The following is a 25,802-nucleotide window of genomic DNA, read 5'->3' on the forward strand; positions in this document are numbered from 1 at the left end:
TTTAGCTGAACAGAGAGTAGAAAATTGCGGAGATAGCAATCAGACCCATCACGACAACGAATACGTTGCTGATGTGACCGCTGTACTTACGCATTGCCGGTACTTTCTGGATTGCGTACATCGGCATCAGGAACAGGATCATCGCGATGATTGGACCGCCCAGGGTTTCAATCATCCCCAGGATGCTTGGGTTCAGCGTAGCAACAATCCAGGTCGTTACCAGCATGAACAGTGCAGTGATACGGTTCAGCTTGTTGATTTCGATAGACTTACCTTTACCACGCAGAGATTTGATCACCATACCGTTGAAGCCTTCACGCGCACCCAGGTAGTGGCCGAGGAAGGATTTGGTGATAGCGATAATCGCGATAATCGGAGCCATCCACGCGATGATCGGCGCGTTAAAGTGGTTCGCCAGGTAAGACAGAATCGAGATGTTCTGCTCTTTAGCCGCAGCCAGGTCTGCCGGAGTCAGGCTCAGTACGCAGCTGAAGACGAAGAACATTACGGTCAGCACCATCATGATGTGAGCGAATGCCAGGATCTTCGAGCATTTCTGTTCTGCCATATCGCCGTACTCTTCACGCTTCGCAACGGCGAAAGAAGAGATGATCGGAGAGTGGTTGAACGAGAATACCATTACCGGAATCGCCAGCCACAGGGTCATCCACAGACCGTTTCCGGTTGCAGATGCAGTGTCCAGAGACAGCGTTTCCAGAGCTGCGCCGTTCCACTGCGGGATCAGGTACAGAGCCAGCAGCATCAGTACGCCAACAAACGGGAATACCAGAATACTCATCGCCTTAACGATCATCTGCTCACCGAAGCGAACGATGGTCATCATACCCACGATCAGGATCAGGGACAGAATCGCACGCGGCGGCGGCGTCATACCCAGCTGGTGAGACATGAAGCTTTCAACCGTGTTGGTGATTGCCACGCTATAAACCAGCAGGATCGGGTAGATAGCGAAGAAGTACAGCAGAGTAATCAGTTTACCTGCACCAATACCAAAGTGTTCTTCTACTACCTCAGTGATGTCTTCGCCTGGGTTTTTACCAGACAGTACGAAGCGAGTCAGGCCACGGTGAGCAAAAAACGTCATCGGGAACGCAAGGATGGCCATGATGATCAGCGGGATCATACCGCCAACACCGGCGTTGATTGGCAGGAACAGTACACCCGCGCCGATTGCCGTGCCGTAGAGGCCCAGCATCCACATGGTGTCTGTCTTGCGCCAGGCACTGCGAGAGTCTTTCGACGCAATCGTGCTGGTTTGAGTCGTTTCCATCTATTTCTCCTGGAGGAATGCAAATAATTCAGCTTTTAGCCAGTTCAGCCCGGGAAGGTGCCTGGCCGTAAAAATGAAATCTGTCTATCGGCGATGGCTTAATCATTTTCCGCCGTAATAATTTGAGGGCGGAAAGATACACACAAGTTATGCATCTATCAGTGATCTTGATCTCAAATACAATAATCCACTTAGAAGATAGATAATCCCAACTCTTTACTCTGTAAATCAAAAGTAAAAGAGAATTTAAGGGCAATATTTTCCCACTAAACGATATCTGGTTTCTTCCGGGGCGCGCAATATATGTAGGTTGAACTGAAAAAATCAATACTTTTAGTTAATCATGATAAGAATTTCTTTTTCACAGTAATAAAATGCGGTTTATGAAAGCAGGTAAACGTTTGCGTGGCAATATAAATTGTATGACATATTAATATTGGTGATATTAAGTGTCTTATGATGCGTTGAAACATTCAGATAACAAATGAAATGGATTGGTGAGTGAGTGACCAAATAAGAGAAAAACCCGGCAACAAACGTTACCGGGGGAGGGGAGATTACGTGCAGATTTCGTAGCAAGGGATGTAGGCTGAGCCAGGCAACTTCATACGGTGCTGGGCGACAAAACCCTGAAGCAGGTCGTCCATACGACGCATTATCTCTTTATCGCCGTTGATTTTATAAGGCCCAAACTCTTCAATGGCGCGAATACCGACTTCTTTTACGTTACCCGCCACAATACCGGAGAACGCACGACGCAGGTCAGCAGCCAGCACTTCAACGGGTTGATCCGGGTACAGTTTCAGATTAGCCATGTTCTCGTGAGACGGCTCAAACGGCATTTGCAGATCTGGCGCAATGCGCATTGACCAGTTAAAGCTGTAAGCATCACCGGTGTCACGGCGATTTTCTTTCACCAGCGGCATCGATTTTTTCATCTGACGAGCGACTTCAGCAGCGTCATCAATGATGATGCGGTAATGGCGGCGCGCGTTTTCTCCCAGCGTATGCACGACAAACTCGTCCAGTACTCGGAAGTAATCGGCGCTCTCTTTCGGACCGGTAAGGATCAGCGGTAAGACCTGATCTTTATTTGCCGGATTCATCAAAATTCCCAGCAAATAGAGCAACTCTTCTGCCGTACCCACACCGCCAGGGAAGATAATGATGCCGTGAGCGATACGCACAAACGCTTCCAGACGTTTTTCGATATCCGGCATGATGATCAATTCGTTGACCAGCGGGTTAGGCGGTTCAGCAGCGATAATCGACGGCTCTGTCATACCAATAAAACGGCTGTCTTTGTAACGCTGCTGAGCGTGACCCACTGCTGCGCCTTTCATCGGCGCTTCCATCGCTCCTGGACCACAACCGGTGCAGATATTTAACTCACGCAGACCCAGCTGATTTCCGACGCGACGGGCATATAAATACTCGTTTTCGTTGATTGAGTGACCGCCCCAGCACACAACCATATTTGGCGCTTCGCCGACATGCAGTGCGCGAGCGTTACGCAAGATGGAAAAGACCAGGTTAGTGATGTGGACGGAGTTGTCGAGATTCAGGTTGGGAAAACGAACGGTGTTATGGATTTGCCCGTAAACGAAGAGAATGTCACGCAGAACCGCGAACAAGTTGGCCTGCAAAGCGCGAATAATTCGCCCATCGACAAAAGCCTCTTCCGGGGGATTAATCAGTTCCAGCTTTACGCCGCGTTCACGGCGCAGGACGTTAATATCGAAATTTTCAAAACGAGACAGCAATTCTTTGCTGTTATCGGTCAAACTACCGGAGTTCAGAACAGCAAGTGAACAGTTGCGAAAGAGTTGATAGAGGTCGCTGCTGGCGGTGCGTTTAAGCATATCCACTTCCAGCTGCGACAACATATCCATGGAGCCAAGCGGGCTAATATGTGTAATCAAGAAAAACTCCTTATGGGACGAATATCGTCATTCCCTTTGATTACAATAGCCCTGCATGATGGCCTTTCACAACTCTATGCGTGAATCCAGTACGCAAAAATGAGAAAAAATTTATTGTCGTACCAGTCGGGTCGTCGATGGGACAAAGTCGCTATTGCTACGCCAGGGGTTAATGTCCAGGCCGCCACGACGGGTATAACGCGCATAGACGCTTAATTTCTCTGGCTGGCAGAAGCGTAGCAGGTCATTAAAAATACGCTCTACGCATTGCTCATGGAACTCGTTGTGATGACGGAAAGAAACCAGATAGCGCAGCAGTTTTTCCCTGTCAATTTTGTGTCCACGGTACTGAATTTGGATTGACCCCCAGTCTGGCTGATGGGTGATCAGACAGTTTGACTTCAGCAAATGGCTGACTAGCGTCTCTTCCACCACTTTTTCACCGCTGGCGGCATTCTCAAGATAGTCAGTGGTAAATTCATAGTTATCGATAGTGATATCCTGTTCATCAATGCAGGTGCCATTGAAATGTCCCACCGGCTGGCCTTCCAGTTCATCAAGACGATATAAGGCCACGCTAACCTTACCCTGGGCACAGGTGCTTAAATCGCGCTCCAGCGTCTGGCGCACCTCCTCCCAGTTATTAAAACGCGTCTGGTTAAAGCTATTGAGATAGAGCTTAAAACTCTTCGACTCAATCAGATTTACGCTGGTGTAATCAAGTTCAACATGACCGACAGCGACCTGTGGCAAACCTTTGGCATTCAGCCAGGAAAGCTCATACAGCGTCCAGATATCCGCGCCGTGAAAAGGCAGGTTATCCGCTTTCAGGCCCAGAGGATCGCGATTCAGACTACGCGGAACGCCTTGCAGCAGGCTGGCGTCATAGGTATCCCGGTAATCGGTTGATTTTCCGAGAGTCAGGCCCGCAAGTGCCTGATGGTTTGTATAAGAAGACATGTTTCACCGTCATAAACCAGATAAACTAAACGACAGTGTATCTGGTTTAAGTGAAGAGAGAAATTAGTGGACGATTTGACCGCACAAGCCCTGAAAGATTTTACTGCACGCTACTGCGATGCGTGGCATGAAGAGCATAAAAGCTGGCCGTTAAGTGAGGAGCTGTATGGCGTGCCTTCACCATGCATTATTTCAACCACCGATGACGCCGTATACTGGCAACCCCAGCCGTTTACCGGTGAACAAAATGTAAACGCGGTTGAACGGGCGTTTGATATTGTGATACAACCCACAATTCATACCTTCTATACAACCCAGTTTGCCGGGGATATGCATGCGCAGTTTGGCGATATCAAACTGACATTACTGCAAACCTGGAGCGAAGACGACTTCCGCCGGGTGCAGGAAAATCTGATTGGTCATCTGGTGACTCAGAAACGGTTAAAACTGCCGCCCACGCTATTTATCGCAACACTGGAAGAAGAGTTAGAGGTCATCTCGGTATGTAATCTCTCTGGTGAAGTGTGCAAAGAGACGCTGGGAACGCGTAAACGGACGCATTTAGCCTCAAATCTTGCGGAATTCCTTAACCAACTTAAGCCTCTTCTGTAATCCAAATACCCCGTCTGGTTGTGAGAGATCTCTTACAGACCCTGTAGGAGATCGCCAGGAAATAAGCGAATACTCAAACAGATAAGAATCGATATTTTTATTTATAATCAATAGATTATATGAAATTTCTTAACTTTCATATGAAATTATCCTTAAGGCTTTGTCTGTAAGCGCCTTGTAAGACTCAGCGAAAAAGACGATTCTATCTTCGTCGACAGGGAGTCAGACAACGAAGTGAACATCAGGATGATGACACTTCTGAAGGACACGCCAGGACGGTGTTTCAGGGAAAGGCTTCTGGATGAAGCGAAGAGGAAAACGCTGGATGCGTTAAAGGACACCTCCAGGATGGAGAATGAGAACCGGTCAGGATGATTCGGTGGGTCAGGAAGGCCAGGGACACTTCAGGATGAAGTATCACATCGGGGTGGTGTGAGCAGGAAGCAATAGTTCAGGATGAACAATTGGTCGCAAGACCAGAGGAAAAGTTGTCAAGGATGAGCAGGGAGCAACAAAAGTAGCTGGATTGCTGCGAAACGAACCGGGAGCACTGTGAATACAGTGCTCCCTTTTTTTATTCCTGCTATCCTTCGCGGCAGTTTTTTCTTATTGAGGTTGCTTTATGACCACTCATGACCGTGTTCGTCTTCAGTTGCAGGCGCTTGAATTGTTACTGCGTGAACATCAGCACTGGCGAAACGATGAGCCCCAGCCGCATCAATTCAACAGTACCCAACCGTTCTTTATGGACACCATGGAACCACTGGAGTGGTTGCAGTGGGTGCTTATCCCACGAATGCACGATTTATTAGATAACAACCAGCCATTACCGGGGGCATTTGCCGTGGCGCCGTACTATGAAATGGCGCTGGCGACGGATCACCCGCAACGCACGCTTATTCTGGCGGAACTGGAAAAGCTGGATGCCCTTTTTGCGGATGACGCAAACTGATGCTGGAAATACTCTACCAGGATGAATGGCTGGTTGCGGTAAATAAACCGTCCGGCTGGCTGGTCCACCGTAGCTGGCTGGATCGCGATGAGAAAGTGGTGGTCATGCAAACCGTGCGTGACCAGATAGGCCAGCACGTGTTTACCGCGCATCGCCTGGACAGACCTACTTCCGGCGTATTGCTGATGGGACTGTCCAGCGAAGCTGGACGGCTGCTGGCACAACAGTTTGAACAGCATCAAATCCAGAAACGTTACCATGCGATAGTTCGTGGCTGGCTAATGGAAGAAGCGGTGCTGGATTATCCACTGGTGGAAGAACTGGACAAAATCGCTGATAAATTTGCCCGTGAAGATAAAGGGCCACAGCCAGCGGTAACGCATTATCGCGGTCTGGCGACGGTAGAAATGCCAGTCGCAACCGGACGTTATCCGACCACGCGCTACGGCCTGGTGGAACTGGAGCCGAAAACCGGACGCAAACATCAGCTCCGACGCCATCTCGCCCATTTGCGTCATCCAATTATTGGCGACAGCAAACATGGCGATTTACGCCAGAATCGCAGTGGGGCTGAACATTTTGGCCTCCAGCGGTTAATGCTACATGCCAGCCAGTTATCATTGACGCATCCGTTCACCGGCGAACCGCTGACTATTCACGCGGGTCTGGACGACACCTGGATGCAGGCGTTATCACAATTTGGCTGGCGTGGTCTGCTTCCTGAAAATGAAAGGGTTGAGTTCAGTGCGCCATCAGGTCAGGATGGTGAGATAAGTTCCTAATCCAGGGAGAAAACGGTATGGCGGAAATTGGTATTTTTGTGGGCACCATGTACGGAAATTCACTGTTAGTGGCGGAGGAAGCGGAAGCAATTCTGACTGCGCAGGGGCACAAAGCCACGGTGTTTGAAGATCCAGAATTAAGCGACTGGCTGCTCTATCAGGACAAGTTCGTTCTGGTGGTTACGTCCACGACCGGGCAAGGCGACCTGCCTGACAGCATTGTGCCGCTTTTTCAGGGAATCAAAGATAGCCTCGGTTTTCAGCCGAATCTTCGTTATGGCGTAATTGCGCTCGGCGACAGTAGCTATGTGAATTTCTGCAACGGCGGCAAACAGTTCGATGCCTTGTTGCAGGAACAGAGTGCGCAGCGGATAGGGGAAATGCTGCTGATTGACGCCAGTGAGAACCCGGAACCGGAAACGGAATCAAACCCGTGGGTCGAACATTGGGGCACGCTGTTGTCCTGACAAATTGCCGTTTTAAGCAAACTGAATCGAATCCTTTCAGGCAAATGCCAGTAAAAACTTGCAAATGTGACGGTTTTTTACTGGCGTTTGCCTGGAGTCAAGCGATCCATTTCATACTCTTCTTTATTTCTCCGTTATAACCCTTCCTTTCTTGTTCTTGTTTTCATTTCCGTGAAGTTGATTCCACCGTCCAGGGCTAATGCCAAAATCGGGCCTCATTGAACGCATTAATGTTGTGTTGTTGCACGGTGAGCCGCTATGGCGCGCTTTTTATACTGCTATTGCCAGATATAAACACGCGCCGCATTCGGCGAACGACCTATAAAAACGGCAAAAAACACCCTACGTCACCTCTGATTTCCTGGCGGTATTGCAGTCCAGAGTGAGCGTGGCTAACGCGAATTTTCAGGAGTGCAACAATGAGTTCTTTAAGTCAGGCTGCGAGCAGTGTTGAAAAACGCACGAATGCTCGTTACTGGATAGTGGTGATGTTGTTTATCGTCACATCCTTCAACTACGGCGACCGCGCTACGCTCTCTATCGCCGGTTCAGAAATGGCCAAAGATATCGGCCTTGATCCCGTGGGAATGGGTTATGTGTTCTCTGCTTTCTCATGGGCTTATGTAATAGGGCAGATCCCAGGTGGCTGGTTGTTGGATCGCTTTGGTTCAAAACGCGTCTACTTCTGGTCGATCTTTATCTGGTCGATGTTTACCTTGCTGCAAGGCTTCGTCGATATCTTTAGTGGATTCGGCATTATCGTTGCCCTGTTTACGCTGCGCTTCCTGGTCGGGCTTGCTGAAGCGCCCTCTTTCCCCGGCAACAGTCGCATTGTAGCGGCCTGGTTTCCTGCGCAGGAAAGGGGAACGGCGGTGTCGATTTTTAACTCCGCACAATACTTCGCAACGGTTATCTTCGCGCCGATTATGGGCTGGCTGACTCATGAAGTGGGCTGGTCACACGTTTTCTTCTTTATGGGCGGTCTGGGCATTGTCATCAGCTTTATCTGGTTGAAAGTCATCCACGAGCCAAATCAACATCCGGGCGTAAATCAGAAAGAGCTGGACTACATTGCTGCGGGCGGGGCGCTGATCAATATGGATCAGCAAAACACCAAAGTTAAAGTGCCGTTCAGCGTGAAGTGGGGGCAGATCAAACAGTTGCTAGGTTCGCGGATGATGATCGGCGTTTATATCGGTCAGTATTGTATCAACGCCATGACTTACTTCTTTATCACCTGGTTCCCGGTTTATCTGGTGCAGGCGCGTGGGATGTCAATTCTGAAAGCGGGCTTTGTGGCTTCTGTTCCGGCGGTTTGCGGTTTTATCGGCGGCGTGCTGGGTGGGATTATTTCTGACTGGCTGATGCGTCGCACGGGTTCGCTGAACATTGCGCGTAAAACGCCGATCGTGATGGGAATGCTGCTGTCGATGGTGATGGTGTTCTGTAACTACGTCAACGTTGAGTGGATGATCATCGGCTTTATGGCGCTGGCCTTCTTCGGTAAGGGCATCGGGGCGCTGGGTTGGGCCGTAATGGCAGATACCGCGCCAAAAGAGATCAGCGGTCTTTCCGGTGGCCTGTTCAACATGTTCGGTAACATTTCTGGCATCGTCACGCCAATCGCAATTGGTTATATCGTTGGCACGACTGGCTCGTTTAATGGGGCGCTGATTTATGTTGGGGTTCATGCCTTAATCGCGGTACTGAGCTACCTGGTGCTGGTGGGCGATATCAAGCGTATCGAGCTGAAACCTGTCGCGGGAAAATAAGATGATAACCCCGATTTCAAACATCCCGGCTCCTGAATTTCTGACCGTAAACGTCCCGTTTTCGGCCGTCATTGATTCTGAATAAGGACATAAACATGAGTTCTCAATTTACGACGCCTGTTGTTACTGAAATGCAGGTCATCCCGGTGGCGGGTCATGACAGCATGCTGATGAATCTGAGTGGTGCACACGCACCGTTCTTCACGCGTAATATTGTGATTATCAAAGATAATTCTGGTCACACTGGCGTAGGGGAAATTCCCGGCGGCGAGAAAATCCGTAAAACGCTGGAAGATGCGATTCCGCTGTTGGTGGGTAAAACGCTGGGCGAGTACAAAAACGTTCTGACGCTGGTGCGTAACACGTTTGCCGATCGTGATGCTGGCGGGCGTGGTTTGCAGACTTTTGACCTGCGTACCACGATTCATGTGGTGACTGGAATTGAAGCGGCAATGCTGGATCTGCTGGGGCAGCATCTGGGGGTTAACGTGGCGTCGTTGCTGGGCGATGGTCAACAGCGTAGCGAAGTCGAAATGCTCGGTTATCTGTTCTTTGTCGGCAATCGCAACGCTACACCGCTGCCGTATCAAAGCCAGCCGGATGACTCATGCGACTGGTATCGCCTGCGTCACGAAGAAGCGATGACGCCGGATGCTGTGGTGCGCCTGGCGGAAGCAGCATATGAAAAATATGGCTTTAATGATTTCAAACTGAAGGGCGGTGTACTGGCCGGAGAAGAAGAAGCCGAGTCTATTGTGGCGCTGGCGAAACGCTTCCCGCAGGCGCGTATTACGCTCGATCCTAACGGTGCCTGGTCGCTGAACGAAGCGATTAAAATTGGTAAATACCTGAAAGGTTCTCTGGCTTATGCAGAAGATCCGTGTGGTGCGGAGCAAGGTTTCTCTGGGCGTGAAGTGATGGCAGAGTTCCGTCGCGCAACTGGCCTGCCGACTGCAACCAATATGATAGCCACCGACTGGCGGCAAATGGGCCATACGCTCTCGTTACAATCCGTTGATATCCCGCTGGCTGACCCGCATTTCTGGACGATGCAAGGTTCAGTGCGTGTGGCGCAAATGTGCCATGAATTTGGCCTGACCTGGGGTTCACACTCTAACAACCACTTCGATATTTCCCTGGCGATGTTTACCCATGTTGCCGCTGCTGCACCGGGTAAAATTACTGCTATTGATACGCACTGGATTTGGCAGGAAGGTAATCAGCGCCTGACCAAAGAACCGTTCGAGATCAAAGGCGGTCTGGTTCAGGTGCCAGAAAAACCGGGGCTGGGTGTAGAAATCGATATGGATCAAGTGATGAAAGCCCATGAGCTGTATCAGAAACACGGGCTTGGCGCGCGTGATGATGCGATGGGAATGCAGTACCTGATTCCTGGCTGGACGTTCGATAACAAGCGTCCGTGCATGGTGCGTTAAGACAGAAAACCAAAACCGGCTCTGTCTGGAGCCGGTTTGAGACTGATGTCAAACGCAAAAATTGCCTGATGCGCTGCGCTTATCAGGCCTACATGATTTTTTAATTCATTGAATTTAATTGGTTTTGTAGGCCGGATAAGGCGTTAACGCCGCATCCGGCATAAACACAGGCACTTTGCCCTCAATCAAAAACCGACTTCATAAGAAGCCGGTTTTTACTCGATAAAATATTTATTACCCAAGAATTTTGCTGGCTTCTCGCGCCACATTATCCATCTCGTCCAGCAATTCCAGAAGCTCTGGCTCCAAATCTTCTTCTTTAGTACCGCTGCGTAGCTGTTGTTCAATCAGCTGGCTGAGATTCTTCATACGCGGCACACCGCTATAGCCGCAACTGCCATGCAGTTTATGAATCAAATCAACCAGGCCTTCCGGGTTTTCTCCAACCAGTTGTTCCTCAACTTTGTTGCGAACTTCTGGCAGGAAATCGAGCAACATTTGCAGCATATCGCGCGCTAAATCGGTTTTTCCTGCTGCCTGGCGTAGTGCCAGTTGCCAGTCGAGGGTTGCATTCTGGTTCACCACAATTTCGTTCACTTCTGGTGTTACGACGCGAGAGGAAATACCGCTGCCAGGCTTGTAGCGCAACAGCAAATTATGCAATCGCTCTTCTTCAATCGGTTTTGCCAGATAATCGCTCATCCCCGCGCCAAGCAGTTTCTCTTTTTGCCCTGCCATCGCATGTGCCGTTACCGCGATAACCGGCGTTTGCTGCTGATGTGGGAGCTGGTGGATGAGTTCGCATGCCCGAATGCCGTCCATGTCTGGCATTTGAATATCCATTAAGATCAAATCGAACGGCATCTGTTTTGCTCGTTCAACGGCCTGATGCCCGCTATCGCAAAGCTCCACATGTTGCACCATATCTTCCAGCAGCGCGCCAATAATTTTCAGGTTAGCGGGGTTGTCATCAACCGCCATGACTGTCATTGCCAGCTTACTTTCATCGGTAACAGGCAAAAGTGTGTTTTGTTTGTGATGACAAAATTCCGTCAGTGCTGGCAACAGGCGCGTAGGCGTTAACGGTTTCAGTAGACACGCGCCGATACCATCTTGCTTGAGTTTTTCTGCATTGACCTGTGCATGACAAGGAAGCGCCAGCATCAGGAAATCGGTCATTGACACCGCTTGCGCCAACCGCTCATGTTGTATCGTCAGCGGCTCGCGGAAGGTCACTGCAATCCCTAACAACATCATGTCGTAATGTGCGGGAGGCAGCGCGGAGAACGTTGGGCTATAAACCACTTCCAGCGGCGTTTCACTTAAAATATCCAGCGTACATTGTGCTGCTGCGGAGTTCGGTTCGACATAGGCAAGACGCTTACCGGCGAGGCACTGGGTAGATGGCCCTTCGATAATAATATTCGGGTTCAGATCGAGATTAATGTGGAACCAGAAGGTAGAACCGCGATTCGGCTGGCTATGGAACGAAATATCGCCGCCCATTTCATTAACCAGTTTCTGTGTGATCACCAGCCCCAGCCCGGTGCCACCATGACGGCGGGAAATACTGGCATCAGCCTGTCGGAAGGCCTGGAATAAGCGCGATTGATCGCGTTCAGGAATACCAATACCGGTATCACGAATCTGCACTTCAATCTGCACTTTGGTATTACTCAGCGCACGTTTTTCTACCAGAATATCAATGTTGCCATTCTCGGTGAATTTAATCGCATTCCCCACCAGGTTAGTGATGATTTGTTGTAAACGCAGTGGGTCACCAATAACGTTATCGGGCACGTCGCTTTTAATATTGAGCGTTAATTCCAGCCCTTTATCGTGAGAAGAATGTGCCAGCAGGGTAACGACTTCATCCAGCGTGCTACGCAATGGGAACGGAATACTTTCCAGAATCAGCTTGCCCGCTTCCAGTTTCGAGAAGTCGAGAACATCATTAATAATTGCCAGCAAATTATTTGCCGAACGTTCAATGGTATTCAGGTGATCGCGCTGTGTTGGCGTTAATTCTGTTTTCAGCGTCAGGCGGGTAAAGCCAATAACACCATTCAGCGGTGTACGCAGCTCATGTGACATATTTGCCAGAAACTCGGATTTAATACGTGCCGCTTCCTGGGCGCGCTTTTTCGCCAAATCCAACTCAACGTTCTGAATTTCCATTTGCTCCAGCGTTTCCCGCAGATCGGACGTCGCCTGGTCGATATTGTGCTGCATCTCTTCGTGATAAGCTGCCAGCGACATTGCCATCGAGTTGATACCGTTTTTCAGCATATCCAGCTCGCCGAGCATAAATCCTTCCACCCGGCTGTCGAGTTGCCCACGACGGATGCGGTCGACGGTATTCACCATGTTACGAATTGGACCGGTTACATCGCGCATTAAGCGCCAGCCAAAAATAAGCGCAATACCGATACAAAACAGCATCATCACACTGGAAATAAAGATCTCTTTATATTGCTGCAAGCGAACCGATTTAAGATCCAGCTCAAGCGCAATATATCCCAGCATATTCTGGCTATTTTTGGCATCACTACTGGGCGATTCGTCGGGGGAATAACTCTCAGAAATAATCGGTGTGCGCAGGATCATAATGTCGCCGTCACGTGTGACAGTGAGCTGGCGAGGAAACGGCACGTTGCTGCCGAGCTGCATTGATGAAGGATCAAGATGAAAATTGGAGGTGACAAAGAGTCGGTTATTTTCATCATAAACCGAAATCGCGCGAACAATATCGGAATGGCGACGATGCAGTACGCTTATTAACTGACCGATAGATTCGCGATTTTGCAGGCTCATGCCATATTCGGTAGAAACGGCAAGTGGCTCAATAATGCTGGCACCGGCATCTTCCAGTTGACGCTGCAAGTCGTTATAGCGGTGTACGACGAAAAAGATACTCAGCAATAAACCAATAAGGACGGTCGGTGCCAGGATCAGAATCATCATGCGTGCGCGCAGGCTGTAGTTGGTCATGGAGTTCCGTTATGGGACAATTAAGGTCACACTGTTAAATTGAGAAAGTCTCGCCAATGGCGCAATTCTACTCTGCAAAACGACGCACGACGACGCGTCAGATCATAACCGTTTCAGTCAACGACCTCGACTCTTTTGGTCAGGGCGTGGCGCGACATAACGGCAAAACGTTATTTATCCCCGGATTATTGCCGCAGGAAAACGCGGAAGTGACTGTTACTGAAGATAAAAAACAGTATGCCCGTGCTAAAGTCGTACGGCGGTTAAGTGACAGTCCGGAACGCGAAACGCCACGCTGCCCTCATTTTGGCGTATGCGGTGGCTGTCAGCAACAACACGCCAGCGTGGATTTACAGCAGCGAAGCAAAAGTGCGGCGCTCGCCCGGTTAATGAAACACGACGTCTCTGAAGTGATCGCCGACGTCCCCTGGGGCTATCGGCGTCGTGCGCGTTTAAGTCTGAACTATCAACCTAAAACACAACAACTCCAGATGGGATTTCGCAAAGCGGGTTCCAGTGACATTGTCGATGTTAAACAATGCCCTGTTTTAGTGCCCCAACTTGAAGCATTGCTGCCCAAAGTCAGAGCATGTCTGACGAGCTTACAGGGAATGCGCCACCTTGGGCATGTTGAACTGGTGCAGGCAACCAGCGGCACGCTGATGATTTTGCGCCATACCGCACCGCTAAGTTCGGCTGATCGCGAAAAACTGGAACGCTTTTCGCATTCTGAAGGCCTGGATCTGTATCTCGCCCCCGATAGTGAGATACTCGAAACGGTCTCTGGTGAGATGCCCTGGTATGACTCAAACGGGTTGCGCTTAACTTTTAGCCCGCGTGATTTTATTCAGGTCAACGCGGGCGTGAATCAGAAAATGGTGGCGCGCGCGCTGGAGTGGCTGGATGTGCAACCTGACGAGCGCGTGCTGGATCTGTTCTGCGGCATGGGCAATTTTACGCTGCCGTTAGCCACTCGTGCGGCAAACGTGGTGGGCGTAGAAGGTGTTCCGGCACTGGTGGAAAAAGGCCAGCAGAATGCGCGCCTTAATGGCTTACAAAATGTGACGTTTTATCACGAAAATCTTGAAGAAGATGTCACAAAGCAGCCGTGGGCGAAAAGCGGCTTCGATAAAGTGTTGCTGGACCCAGCGCGAGCAGGTGCCGCAGGTGTTATGCAACAAATTATAAAACTGGAACCCATTCGTATAGTTTATGTATCCTGTAACCCTGCAACGCTGGCTCGGGATAGCGAAGCGTTATTAAAAGCAGGATATACCATTGCGCGGCTGGCGATGCTGGATATGTTCCCACACACGGGACATCTGGAATCGATGGTACTTTTCTCGCGCGTAAAATAGTTACGATTTGCTGATTTCGGCAGGTCTGGTCCCTAAAGGAGAGGACGATGGTTGCGGTAAGAAGTGCACATATCAATAAGGCTGGTGAATTTGATCCGCAAAAATGGATCGCAAGTCTGGGTATTACCAGCCAGAAGTCGTGTGAGTGCTTAGCCGAAACCTGGGCGTATTGTCTGCAGCAGACGCAGGGGCATCCGGATGCCAGTCTGCTATTGTGGCGTGGTGTTGAGATGGTGGAGATCCTCTCGACATTAAGTATGGACATTGACACGCTGCGGGCGGCGCTGCTGTTCCCTCTGGCGGATGCCAACGTAGTCAGCGAAGATGTGCTGCGTGAGAGCGTCGGTAAGTCGGTCGTGAATCTCATTCACGGTGTGCGTGATATGGCGGCGATCCGCCAGCTGAAAGCGACGCACACCGATTCTGTTTCCTCTGAACAGGTCGATAACGTTCGCCGGATGTTATTGGCGATGGTCGATGATTTTCGCTGCGTGGTCATCAAACTGGCAGAGCGTATTGCTCATCTGCGCGAAGTAAAAGACGCGCCGGAAGATGAACGCGTACTGGCGGCAAAAGAGTGCACCAATATCTACGCGCCGCTGGCGAACCGTCTCGGGATCGGGCAACTGAAATGGGAGCTGGAAGATTACTGCTTCCGTTATCTCCACCCGACCGAATACAAACGCATTGCAAAACTGCTGCATGAACGCCGCCTCGACCGCGAACACTACATCGAAGAGTTTGTCGGTCATCTGCGCGCTGAGATGAAAGCTGAAGGCGTTAAAGCTGAAGTGTATGGTCGTCCGAAACACATCTACAGCATCTGGCGCAAAATGCAGAAAAAGAATCTCGCCTTTGATGAGCTGTTTGATGTGCGTGCAGTACGTATTGTCGCCGAGCGTTTACAGGACTGCTACGCCGCGTTGGGGATAGTGCACACTCACTATCGCCATCTGCCGGATGAGTTCGACGATTACGTCGCGAACCCGAAACCGAACGGTTATCAGTCTATTCACACCGTGGTGCTGGGGCCGGGCGGTAAAACCGTTGAGATCCAAATCCGCACCAAACAGATGCATGAAGATGCAGAACTGGGCGTTGCTGCGCACTGGAAATACAAAGAAGGCGCGGCTGCTGGCGGCGCACGTTCGGGACATGAAGACCGGATTGCCTGGCTGCGTAAACTGATTGCGTGGCAGGAAGAGATGGCCGATTCCGGCGAAATGCTCGACGAAGTACGCAGCCAGGTCTTTGACGACCGGGTGTACGTCTTTACGCCGAAAGGTGATGTGGTTGATTTACCTGCGGGATCAACGCCGCTGGACTTCGCTTACCACATCCACAGTGATGTCGGACACCGCTGCATCGGGGCAAAAATTGGCGGGCGCATCGTGCCGTTCACCTACCAGTTGCAGATGGGCGACCAGATCGAAATTATCACCCAGAAACAGCCGAACCCCAGCCGTGACTGGTTAAACCCAAACCTCGGTTACGTCACAACCAGCCGTGGGCGTTCGAAAATTCACGCCTGGTTCCGTAAACAGGATCGTGACAAAAACATTCTGGCTGGGCGGCAAATCCTTGACGACGAGCTGGAACATCTGGGGATCAGCCTAAAAGAAGCAGAAAAACACCTGCTGCCGCGTTACAACTTCAATGATGTTGATGAGTTGCTGGCGGCGATTGGCGGCGGGGATATCCGTCTCAATCAGATGGTGAACTTCCTGCAATCGCAATTTAATAAGCCGAGTGCCGAAGAGCAGGACGCCGCCGCGCTGAAGCAGCTTCAGCAAAAAAGCTATACGCCGCAAAACCGCAGTAAAGATAACGGTCGCGTGGTGGTAGAAGGTGTCGGCAACCTGATGCACCACATCGCGCGCTGCTGCCAGCCGATTCCTGGGGATGAGATTGTCGGCTTTATTACCCAGGGACGTGGTATTTCAGTACACCGCGCCGATTGCGAACAACTGGCGGAACTGCGCTCTCATGCGCCAGAACGTATTGTTGATGCGGTATGGGGCGAGAGCTACTCCGCCGGATATTCGCTGGTGGTCCGCGTGGTGGCTAATGATCGTAGTGGGTTGTTACGTGATATCACGACCATTCTCGCCAATGAGAAAGTGAACGTGCTTGGCGTTGCCAGCCGTAGCGACACCAAACAGCAACTGGCGACCATCGACATGACCATTGAGATTTATAACCTGCAGGTGCTGGGGCGCGTGCTGGGTAAGCTCAATCAGGTGCCGGACGTTATCGACGCGCGTCGGTTGCACGGGAATTAATCTTACATAGCTGGATATGGCGTCAGCCGTATCCAGCGATATCTTTTACTCGAAGGTATTACACCTGACAGACCCGCAATTTTCAGGACATTCCAATGAATCAAATCGACCGTTTGCTCACTATTATGCAGCGTCTTCGCGACCCGGATAACGGCTGCCCGTGGGATAAAGAGCAGACATTCGCCTCTATTGCACCTTATACCCTTGAAGAAACCTACGAAGTGCTGGATGCCATTGCCCGCGAAGATTTTGACGATCTGCGCGGTGAACTCGGCGATCTGCTGTTCCAGGTGGTGTTTTACGCGCAAATGGCCCAGGAAGAAGGGCGCTTTGACTTTAATGATATTTGCGCTGCGATTAGCGATAAATTAGAGCGTCGCCATCCACATGTTTTTGCCGACAGTTCTGCCGAAAACAGCAGTGAAGTGCTTGCCCGTTGGGAGCAAATAAAAACTGAAGAACGCGCACAGAAAGCGCTGCATTCGGCGCTGGACGATATTCCTCGTAGTTTACCGGCCTTAATGCGTGCGCAAAAAATCCAGAAACGCTGCGCCAACGTTGGCTTCGACTGGACAACACTTGGCCCCGTGGTCGATAAAGTCTACGAAGAGATCGACGAGGTGATGTACGAGGCGCGGCAGGCTGTTGTCGACCAGGCTAAACTGGAGGAAGAAATGGGTGACCTGCTGTTTGCTACGGTCAACCTGGCTCGCCATTTAGGGACAAAAGCGGAAATTGCATTGCAAAAAGCAAACGAAAAATTCGAGCGTCGTTTTCGCGAAGTGGAGCGTATTGTTGCCGCGCGTGGACTGGAAATGACAGGTGTTGACCTCGAAACAATGGAAGAAGTCTGGCAACAGGTAAAACGGCAGGAAATTGATCTCTAAGGGAATTACGCGGTCAAGCGCGATTTGTGTCATTTTTTAAATGACAAGCGATTGATTTGCGTCAAAAACATTTACCCCAAAGGGGCTATTTTCTCACTCCTGATTTCAATAGTGCGCTGGCGAAGAGGAGGGATAATGAAAGTTTGTGGCACAGGTCATGTTCGGGTATACTGCTTTCCCGTCCTGGTTATTCCATCGTCTTTTCAACCTAACTTCTCAGGTTCAGCATGACAACGAACTATATTTTTGTGACCGGCGGGGTCGTATCCTCTCTGGGTAAAGGCATTGCCGCAGCCTCCCTCGCAGCCATTCTTGAAGCCCGTGGCCTCAATGTGACCATCATGAAACTGGATCCGTACATCAACGTCGATCCAGGTACTATGAGCCCAATCCAACACGGGGAAGTGTTCGTTACTGAAGACGGCGCTGAAACCGACCTGGACCTGGGGCACTACGAGCGTTTCATTCGTACCAAAATGAGCCGCCGTAACAACTTCACCACGGGTCGTATCTACTCTGACGTTCTGCGTAAAGAACGCCGTGGCGACTATCTCGGCGCAACCGTACAGGTTATCCCGCACATTACTAACGCTATCAAAGAACGCGTTCTTGCCGGTGGCGAAGGCCACGACGTGGTTCTGGTCGAAATCGGCGGTACTGTAGGTGATATTGAATCTCTGCCGTTCCTCGAAGCGATTCGCCAGTTGGCTGTTGAAATTGGCCGCGAACATACTCTGTTTATGCACCTGACGCTGGTGCCGTACATGGCAGCGTCTGGTGAAGTCAAAACTAAACCGACTCAGCACTCTGTAAAAGAGCTGCTCTCTATCGGTATCCAGCCTGATATCCTGATTTGTCGTTCAGATCGCGCCGTACCGGCAAACGAACGTGCGAAGATTGCATTGTTCTGTAATGTTCCGGAAAAAGCGGTTATTTCTCTGAAAGACGTCGATTCCATCTATAAAATTCCGGGCCTGTTGAAATCTCAGGGGCTGGACGATTATATTTGTAAACGATTCAGCTTGAACTGCCCGGAAGCGGATCTGTCCGAATGGGAACAGGTTATCTTTGAAGAAGCGAATCCGGTGAGTGAAGTCACCATCGGTATGGTCGGTAAGTACATCGAACTGCCAGACGCTTACAAATCCGTGATTGAAGCACTGAAACACGGTGGGCTGAAGAATCGTGTCAGCGTCAACATCAAACTGATCGATTCACAAGATGTTGAAACGCGCGGTGTTGAAATCCTTAAAGGTCTGGACGCGATCCTCGTACCTGGCGGTTTCGGCTATCGTGGCGTAGAAGGCATGATTACTACCGCACGCTTTGCGCGTGAGAACAATATTCCTTATCTGGGCATTTGCCTGGGTATGCAGGTGGCGTTAATTGATTACGCTCGACATGTTGCCAACATGGAGAACGCCAACTCTACGGAATTTGTGCCAGACTGTAAGTACCCGGTTGTGGCGCTGATTACCGAGTGGCGTGATGAAAACGGCAACGTTGAAGTTCGTAGCGAGAAGAGCGATCTCGGTGGCACCATGCGTCTCGGCGCACAGCAGTGCCAGTTGGTTGACGATAGCCTGGTTCGCCAGCTGTACAATGCGCCGACAATTGTTGAGCGTCATCGTCACCGTTACGAAGTCAACAACATGCTGTTGAAACAGATTGAAGATGCAGGTCTGCGCGTTGCGGGCCGTTCCGGGGATGATCAGTTGGTCGAGATCATCGAAGTTCCGAATCACCCGTGGTTCGTGGCTTGTCAGTTCCATCCGGAGTTTACTTCTACTCCACGTGATGGCCACCCGCTGTTTGCCGGCTTTGTGAAAGCCGCCAGCGAGTTCCAGAAACGTCAGGCGAAGTAAGTAAAAAAGTTAGAACGGCAACGCGTACCCAGGGTACGCGTTGTTTGTCTGGAGTTTTAGTTTAACTAGTGACTTGAGGAAACCCTAATGTCCAAAATCGTAAAAATCATCGGTCGTGAAATCATCGACTCCCGTGGTAACCCGACTGTTGAAGCCGAAGTACACCTGGAGGGTGGTTTCGTCGGTATGGCAGCTGCTCCGTCAGGTGCTTCTACTGGTTCCCGTGAAGCACTGGAACTGCGCGATGGCGACAAATCCCGTTTCCTGGGCAAAGGCGTAACCAAAGCTGTTGCTGCGGTAAACGGCCCGATCGCTCAGGCGCTGATTGGCAAAGATGCTAAAGATCAGGCTGGCATTGACAAGATCATGATCGACCTGGACGGCACCGAAAACAAATCCAAATTCGGCGCGAACGCAATCCTGGCTGTATCTCTGGCTAACGCCAAAGCTGCTGCAGCTGCTAAAGGTATGCCGCTGTACGAGCACATCGCTGAACTGAACGGCACTCCGGGCAAATACTCTATGCCGGTTCCGATGATGAACATCATCAACGGTGGTGAGCACGCTGACAACAACGTTGATATCCAGGAATTCATGATTCAGCCGGTTGGCGCGAAAACTGTGAAAGAAGCCATCCGCATGGGTTCTGAAGTTTTCCATCACCTGGCAAAAGTTCTGAAAGCGAAAGGCATGAACACTGCTGTTGGTGACGAAGGTGGCTATGCGCCGAACCTGGGTTCCAACGCTGAAGCTCTGGCTGTTATCGCTGAAGCTGTTAAAGCTGCTGGTTATGAACTGGGCAAAGACATCACTCTGGCGATGGACTGCGCAGCGTCTGAATTCTACAAAGACGGTAAATACGTTCTGGCTGGCGAAGGCAACAAAGCGTTCACCTCTGAAGAATTTACTCACTTCCTGGAAGAACTGACCAAACAGTACCCGATCGTTTCTATCGAAGACGGTCTGGACGAATCTGACTGGGACGGTTTCGCATACCAGACCAAAGTTCTGGGCGACAAAATCCAGCTGGTTGGTGACGACCTGTTCGTAACCAACACCAAGATCCTGAAAGAAGGTATCGAAAAAGGCATCGCTAACTCCATCCTGATCAAATTCAACCAGATCGGTTCTCTGACCGAAACTCTGGCTGCAATCAAGATGGCGAAAGACGCTGGCTACACTGCAGTTATCTCTCACCGTTCTGGTGAAACTGAAGACGCTACCATCGCTGACCTGGCTGTTGGTACTGCTGCAGGCCAGATCAAAACCGGTTCTATGAGCCGTTCTGACCGTGTTGCTAAATACAACCAGCTGATTCGTATTGAAGAAGCTCTGGGCGAAAAAGCACCGTACAACGGTCGTAAAGAGATCAAAGGCCAGGCATAAGTCTGACTTAGCATCTTAATAAAAAACCCGCTTCGGCGGGTTTTTTTACGTCCATTTATAGCACAGCCGCTGCGCATGACCGGGCGGGGGAAATCTGCAATAATTAACAATTATCCACTTTACAGAGAATGCTATGCAGTACCCGATTAACGAGATGTTCCAGACCCTGCAAGGTGAGGGTTACTTTACCGGCGTCCCCGCCATTTTTATTCGTTTACAGGGATGCCCGGTCGGCTGTGCCTGGTGTGATACCAAACACACATGGGAAAAACTTGAGGATCGGGAAGTTTCTCTTTTTAGCATTTTGGCGAAAACCAAAGAGAGTGATAAGTGGGGGGCTGCGAGCAGCGAAGATTTGTTAGCGGTCATTAGTCGTCAGGGGTATACCGCGCGTCACGTGGTGATTACTGGTGGTGAACCTTGCATTCATGATTTGCTGCCATTGACTGACCTGCTAGAAAAGAACGGTTTTAGCTGCCAGATCGAAACCAGCGGCACTCATGAAGTGCGTTGCACACCGAATACCTGGGTTACCGTGTCGCCAAAGCTGAACATGCGCGGCGGCTATGAAGTGTTGTCTCAGGCGCTGGAACGAGCTAATGAAATTAAACATCCGGTTGGACGCGTACGGGATATTGAAGCACTGGATGAATTGTTGGCGACGCTGACCGATGATAAACCGCGAGTCATTGCCCTTCAGCCGATTAGTCAGAAAGAAGATGCCACGCGTTTATGTATCGATACCTGCATTGCGCGGAACTGGCGTTTGTCGATGCAAACGCATAAATATTTGAATATTGCCTGACTAAACATTTATAAGCGTTATAAATGGGTGGAACCTGTAAAAGAATTCCACTCATTTATATTCTTTGTCGCCTCTGAAAAACCTCCATTTTGCCCATCCTGGACTAATCATTGCCATTCTCTACAAATTCTGTGGCGTTAATTTTTCGCTGGAGTGAAAATTATTGCGGTGAAGTTTGGCAGATTTTAGTTTTTATAGATTTATTTTAAATATTTACCTTTTCAATCAATGGATTAAGTGCTCTTTAACATAGTAGATGTGTTGTTTGTGTGATCCTGTAAAGTTGGTAGATTGTGACTGGCTTAAAAAATCATTAATTAATAATAGGTTATGTTTAGAGAGTTCCCTGCGTCAGCGGGGATAAACCGGGGTCGAGCACAATCGCTCCGGGATGTGTGAAGAGTTCCCCGCGCCAGCGGGGATAAACCGTATCACCCGTCCTCTATTTCCCATATTATTTTTCGTTCCCTGTATCAGCAATAAATAACATATCTAGGTAGTTCAAAATAACTCTCTACCCCCGAGGATTTCACACTTATCAACACAAAAAACTCAATTTTAATTAAAGTGGCATTTGTATAATTACTTAAACCATTAAAACCTTCTACTATCTTGTTTCATTTTCAGCAATATATCTGGCTATTAATTAGTTTTTCAGAATAAAAGTAAAGAAGAGTTTGATTTTTGAACTTATTGTTCATTGATTAAGTAATGAATCAGTATAATTTGCGGTTGTTTTTTGAGGTTAATTAGTGATTTTGCATAACCCATTTTATGCACTATTGATGAATAGTTCTTATGGATAAAGATATCCAGTTCATACTTTAAGTGAGAATTGATAAAGTACGATTCGCGTTGTTCTTTATTCTAAGGATATCGATTGCAGTTAATATTCCTTGTAAAAACAGGGATAAACCGGACTTGTTCTCATTTTTTAAGTTGCCGAACTTATGTTCCCCGCGTCAGCGGGGATAAACCTTTCAGTAGGGTTCAGCCCGGGCAGTTTCCCGCCCGGTCTTCCTTACTTACGCATTCGACCAGCTCTGGATCGAATCCGCACTTCCCAGCTCACCATGCATCACTTCATACGATTTTTTCAAAATCACATCAGTGTGTTTGGTTAGGTCTTTGAAAATGCCTTTATTCATCGCGTCGTAGCGTTTGGCATTGCACTCAACAGGCATAAAGATATCTTTCACGCGAACCATTTTGTCGACTGCCGTTGCGTAATCCGGATACAGACCCAGACCTACCGCCGTATTGATTGCTGCTCCCAAACTTGCACAGCCGTTAATGGCGTTACGCCGTGCCGGAAGGTTGAACACGTCGGCAAAAATTTGCATAAACAGATCGCTGTTCGAACCGCCGCCAGTAATGATCACATGTTTGGCAAAGTGATTCATTTCATTACACATATTGTCGTAATTATTCTTCAGCGTCAGCGCCACGCTTTCCAGAATCGAACGATATATCCATGCGTAGTCCATGCTGGAATCAAAGCCGATCATAATCCCGCGTTTATACGGTTCCCACGGGTTGGTCAGCCAGTCCAGCACCGTCATCAGTCCGTTACAACCCGGTGGTACGCAAGACGCCTTTTTGTTGAGCAAATCCTCCGGCGACAGATTCTGCGCTTTGGCATCCTGAATTAACGACTCGCCCAACATGTCGCGTAGCCAGCTCACTGTCCACATACCTTTGCGAATACCGTAACCTTCATACAGCAACGTTTGCGGAATAGAAGACATAATCGGCCAGTACGCTACCGGATCTTTCGGCAGTGCTTTGCCGTTCATCATCAACGCGATGTAGGTGCCTAATGAAATCACTGCCGTTTCATCGTCCAGTAACCCGGCACCTAGTGCTTCTACCGGTTTATCACTGGTGGTACACACCACCGGCAGCCCGGCCGGGAAATGTGTCGCCAGTCCAGCTTGTGGTGTTATATGCCCAAGCACGGTGCCCGGCATTTGCACATCAAACAGCATTTGGCGAGGGATATTAAACTTCTCCATCACTGCGGCATCTTCGCCCCATGCCCAGGTTTTATAATCCACCGGCCATTGACCAAAGTAGTTGGCGATATTGTCTTTAAACTCGCCCGTTAAACGGTGCGTCAAATAACCCGAAAAAGAGGTGACATACGCCACATCAGGATTAGTGTGTTCGTAGGGACGCGTTACGCGTGCATCCTGCCAGCTAATCAACGGCGCGGCTGGCGTACCATCGGCTTTCAATAACGCACGGCAGCAACGGATTGATCCCAGACCAATGCCAACAATATCTTCTTTATTTCCGGCAAACTGGCTCATCAAATCGTGACCGGCAAAACATAATGATGCCCATAAATCATCGTCAGGATGTTCTGCGGTATCGGCATCCGGCGTGTGCATCGGCTGTAATAAGCCTTTGCCTTCGCAAACCACGTTACCTTCCAGATCGTACATCACCACTTTTGTGCTCTGACTTCCGCCATCAATCCCTATGATGTATTTTTTCGACATGATTTTTCTCCTGTAATTTTTCTGGCTTACTTGCTGTTAGCCATTGCGGGGGCGCTATCAGCAGTACGAATTTTTTGGAACAGCAAAAAGGTAAAGACGATCACCATGCCGAGCGCCGCCATGCCCATCAGCCACATATTGCGGTAGGCTTCTGCTGCGGGCAGAGTGTCTTGCCAGTGACCGATAATTGGGTAAACGAAGACATCCGGCAGGAATCCAATCACTGAACAAATACCCACCGTGGTGCCCATAATGTAAGACGGTGTTCTCGCTTCACCGGGGCAGGCCCAGTACAACCCACGTGAGGCGTAGCAGGTGAATCCCAGCAGTAAAATCAGGCCAATCCCCATCGCGACCGATTGCGGGTTAGAGTTGGTGACGAGCAGGGCAGTCAGCGCCAGCAAACCGATTACGGAAAGGATTTGGATCACGCGGGTAGGAGATTTCACTTTGCTGTAGGTGGTGATAATGCCGCCAAGCGGGCCGCACAGCGCGCGGAAGATTTTATTGATCACAATCCCCATGTAGCTCGCCGCCACCAGCGACATGCCATACATTTCGGTCAGATAGTTGGTGGAGTAACTCAGAATGGCGTAGATGGTGAAGATGCCAAAAATCACCATGCTGCAATACCAGGTTGTGCTGATGCGCAAAACGGCCAGGATGTCGCTAAGCTGGAATGACTGTTTTTCTTCGTTATTGGTACTACGCAGGCTATTGTTATCACTAACAAAAAACCAGCACAAGATGCCCAGCAGAATGTAAACCACACTGTAGATGATAATGACCGTTTTCAGGCTGGCACTGTCATCCGGTGCGAAGCGGGAAAAGACCCACATGGTAAACACCGCCAGCGACATTACGCCGACGCCGCGCAGCCCTTCCATCCAGCCCATGATCTTCCCTTGCTCGCTATGATCGCCAAGCAATGAGGCGGCTTTTATCGATACCGACCACAGCATTAAAATCGTCGTTATCGCAAACGCGACCTGGATACAAAGCATTACCCATAATGGTGGATATGTTGCCATTATCAGGCCTAATAATCCGGTAATGATCATCGCGGAAGTAATCATTTTGCGGTGTGAAAATTTATCGGCAATAACGCCGCTGGGGGCATAAAGAATAATAGCCGCAATACCAAAGGTACTCATTATTAAACCTATCTCGGTATTGCTGAATCCCATAAATTTCGCCATGGGAATTTGGTAAATATAACGTAAATAAGCCAGATCGAAACTAACGCCGCCGCTAAAACTGATTATCGCGAGGGTTATCCAACGGCGATATGAGTTGTGTTGCATATCGTATTCCCATTTGTAATAGACAAAAAAAAGAGAAAAGTAAGCCGCCCTTTCAGGAGGATTACTTTTCTCAGGTCTCTAGTAATTGCGATAAGAAATAACATGGAAAGCAGAGGTGTTGTGTGAGAGTAATCACGATTCTACTTTTTAAAAACATTTGACAATACAAATAGCACACTGTGATTATGATCACATAAGCGATTATGTCCTTATGCTAAAAATTATT

General features: G+C 49.6%; 18 protein-coding genes. 12 read left to right on the forward strand and 6 right to left on the reverse strand.

Going from position 1 to position 25,802, the window contains the following annotated elements:
* Window position 1: 1 nt before the first annotated feature.
* From sdaC to queF, 3 genes are all read right to left on the reverse strand, one after another.
* Window positions 2-1,291 carry an HAAAP family serine/threonine permease SdaC gene (gene sdaC / locus LG381_RS09130; protein WP_000450473.1) on the reverse strand — a complete coding sequence of 430 codons (1,290 nt, stop codon included), beginning with the start codon at window positions 1,289-1,291 and terminating at the stop codon, window positions 2-4.
* A gap of 557 nt (window positions 1,292-1,848) precedes the next feature.
* The gene (gene ppnN, locus LG381_RS09135) at window positions 1,849-3,213 is read right to left on the reverse strand and encodes a nucleotide 5'-monophosphate nucleosidase PpnN (RefSeq protein WP_000627995.1); all 1,365 of its coding nucleotides are present in this window, start codon (window positions 3,211-3,213) and stop codon (window positions 1,849-1,851) included.
* Between the two features lie 111 nt (window positions 3,214-3,324).
* The gene (gene queF / locus LG381_RS09140) at window positions 3,325-4,173 is read right to left on the reverse strand and encodes an NADPH-dependent 7-cyano-7-deazaguanine reductase QueF (RefSeq protein WP_225762310.1); all 849 of its coding nucleotides are present in this window, start codon (window positions 4,171-4,173) and stop codon (window positions 3,325-3,327) included.
* A gap of 66 nt (window positions 4,174-4,239) precedes the next feature.
* Between queF and syd the strand changes: the two genes are divergently transcribed.
* The 6 genes from syd to gudD all read left to right on the forward strand — a co-directional run bounded on the left by syd (window position 4,240) and on the right by gudD (window position 10,194).
* Window positions 4,240-4,785: a SecY-interacting protein gene (gene syd, locus LG381_RS09145; protein ID WP_105289897.1), complete on the forward strand. Its 546-nt coding sequence runs from the start codon at window positions 4,240-4,242 to the stop codon at window positions 4,783-4,785.
* A 622-nt stretch (window positions 4,786-5,407) separates the two neighbouring features.
* Complete coding sequence (locus tag LG381_RS09150) at window positions 5,408-5,737, forward strand: YqcC family protein (RefSeq protein WP_225762311.1); 330 nt, start codon at window positions 5,408-5,410, stop codon at window positions 5,735-5,737.
* Window positions 5,737-6,519 carry a tRNA pseudouridine(65) synthase TruC gene (gene truC / locus LG381_RS09155; protein ID WP_000890001.1) on the forward strand — a complete coding sequence of 261 codons (783 nt, stop codon included), beginning with the start codon at window positions 5,737-5,739 and terminating at the stop codon, window positions 6,517-6,519. The genes LG381_RS09150 and truC overlap by 1 nt, the downstream gene beginning before the upstream one ends.
* 17 nt (window positions 6,520-6,536) lie before the next feature.
* A complete protein-coding gene (locus LG381_RS09160) occupies window positions 6,537-6,986 on the forward strand; it encodes a flavodoxin (RefSeq protein ID WP_000807742.1) in 450 nt (149 codons plus the stop codon).
* A gap of 419 nt (window positions 6,987-7,405) precedes the next feature.
* Entirely contained in the window at window positions 7,406-8,758 is a 1,353-nt protein-coding gene (gene gudP, locus LG381_RS09165; protein WP_000097076.1) for a galactarate/glucarate/glycerate transporter GudP, read from the forward strand.
* A 95-nt stretch (window positions 8,759-8,853) separates the two neighbouring features.
* Complete coding sequence (gene gudD, locus LG381_RS09170) at window positions 8,854-10,194, forward strand: glucarate dehydratase (RefSeq protein WP_222680440.1); 1,341 nt, start codon at window positions 8,854-8,856, stop codon at window positions 10,192-10,194.
* A 234-nt stretch (window positions 10,195-10,428) separates the two neighbouring features.
* On the opposite strand, the gene barA is transcribed toward gudD, so the two are convergent.
* On the reverse strand, window positions 10,429-13,185 hold the full coding sequence (gene barA / locus LG381_RS09175) for a two-component sensor histidine kinase BarA (protein WP_225762312.1): 2,757 nt from the start codon (window positions 13,183-13,185) through the stop codon (window positions 10,429-10,431).
* Between the two features lie 56 nt (window positions 13,186-13,241).
* On the opposite strand from barA, the gene rlmD reads away from it, so the two are divergent.
* The 6 genes from rlmD (at window position 13,242) to queE (ending at window position 21,768) form a co-directional block, all read left to right on the forward strand.
* A complete protein-coding gene (rlmD, locus tag LG381_RS09180) occupies window positions 13,242-14,543 on the forward strand; it encodes a 23S rRNA (uracil(1939)-C(5))-methyltransferase RlmD (RefSeq protein ID WP_225762313.1) in 1,302 nt (433 codons plus the stop codon).
* Window positions 14,544-14,590: 47 nt separating this feature from the next.
* Window positions 14,591-16,825 (forward strand): GTP diphosphokinase, encoded by a 2,235-nt coding sequence (relA, locus tag LG381_RS09185; protein WP_225762314.1) that lies wholly within the window; start codon window positions 14,591-14,593, stop codon window positions 16,823-16,825.
* Window positions 16,826-16,920: 95 nt separating this feature from the next.
* Window positions 16,921-17,712 (forward strand): nucleoside triphosphate pyrophosphohydrolase, encoded by a 792-nt coding sequence (mazG, locus tag LG381_RS09190; protein ID WP_225762315.1) that lies wholly within the window; start codon window positions 16,921-16,923, stop codon window positions 17,710-17,712.
* A gap of 227 nt (window positions 17,713-17,939) precedes the next feature.
* On the forward strand, window positions 17,940-19,577 hold the full coding sequence (gene pyrG / locus LG381_RS09195) for a glutamine hydrolyzing CTP synthase (RefSeq protein ID WP_000210857.1): 1,638 nt from the start codon (window positions 17,940-17,942) through the stop codon (window positions 19,575-19,577).
* Window positions 19,578-19,664: 87 nt separating this feature from the next.
* The gene (gene eno / locus LG381_RS09200) at window positions 19,665-20,963 is read left to right on the forward strand and encodes a phosphopyruvate hydratase (RefSeq protein ID WP_000036723.1); all 1,299 of its coding nucleotides are present in this window, start codon (window positions 19,665-19,667) and stop codon (window positions 20,961-20,963) included.
* Window positions 20,964-21,096: 133 nt separating this feature from the next.
* Window positions 21,097-21,768 (forward strand): 7-carboxy-7-deazaguanine synthase QueE, encoded by a 672-nt coding sequence (gene queE, locus LG381_RS09205; RefSeq protein ID WP_001199980.1) that lies wholly within the window; start codon window positions 21,097-21,099, stop codon window positions 21,766-21,768.
* Window positions 21,769-22,793: 1,025 nt separating this feature from the next.
* On the opposite strand, the gene LG381_RS09210 is transcribed toward queE, so the two are convergent.
* Window positions 22,794-24,272, reverse strand: coding sequence for an FGGY-family carbohydrate kinase (locus tag LG381_RS09210; protein ID WP_225762316.1), 1,479 nt, complete (start codon window positions 24,270-24,272; stop codon window positions 22,794-22,796).
* Between the two features lie 26 nt (window positions 24,273-24,298).
* On the reverse strand, window positions 24,299-25,576 hold the full coding sequence (locus LG381_RS09215; RefSeq protein ID WP_225762317.1) for a nitrate/nitrite transporter: 1,278 nt from the start codon (window positions 25,574-25,576) through the stop codon (window positions 24,299-24,301).
* Window positions 25,577-25,802: the final 226 nt, after the last annotated feature.

The organism is Escherichia sp. Marseille-Q3837, assembly GCF_916618735.1.
In the GTDB taxonomy this organism is placed as follows: domain Bacteria; phylum Pseudomonadota; class Gammaproteobacteria; order Enterobacterales; family Enterobacteriaceae; genus Escherichia; species Escherichia ruysiae.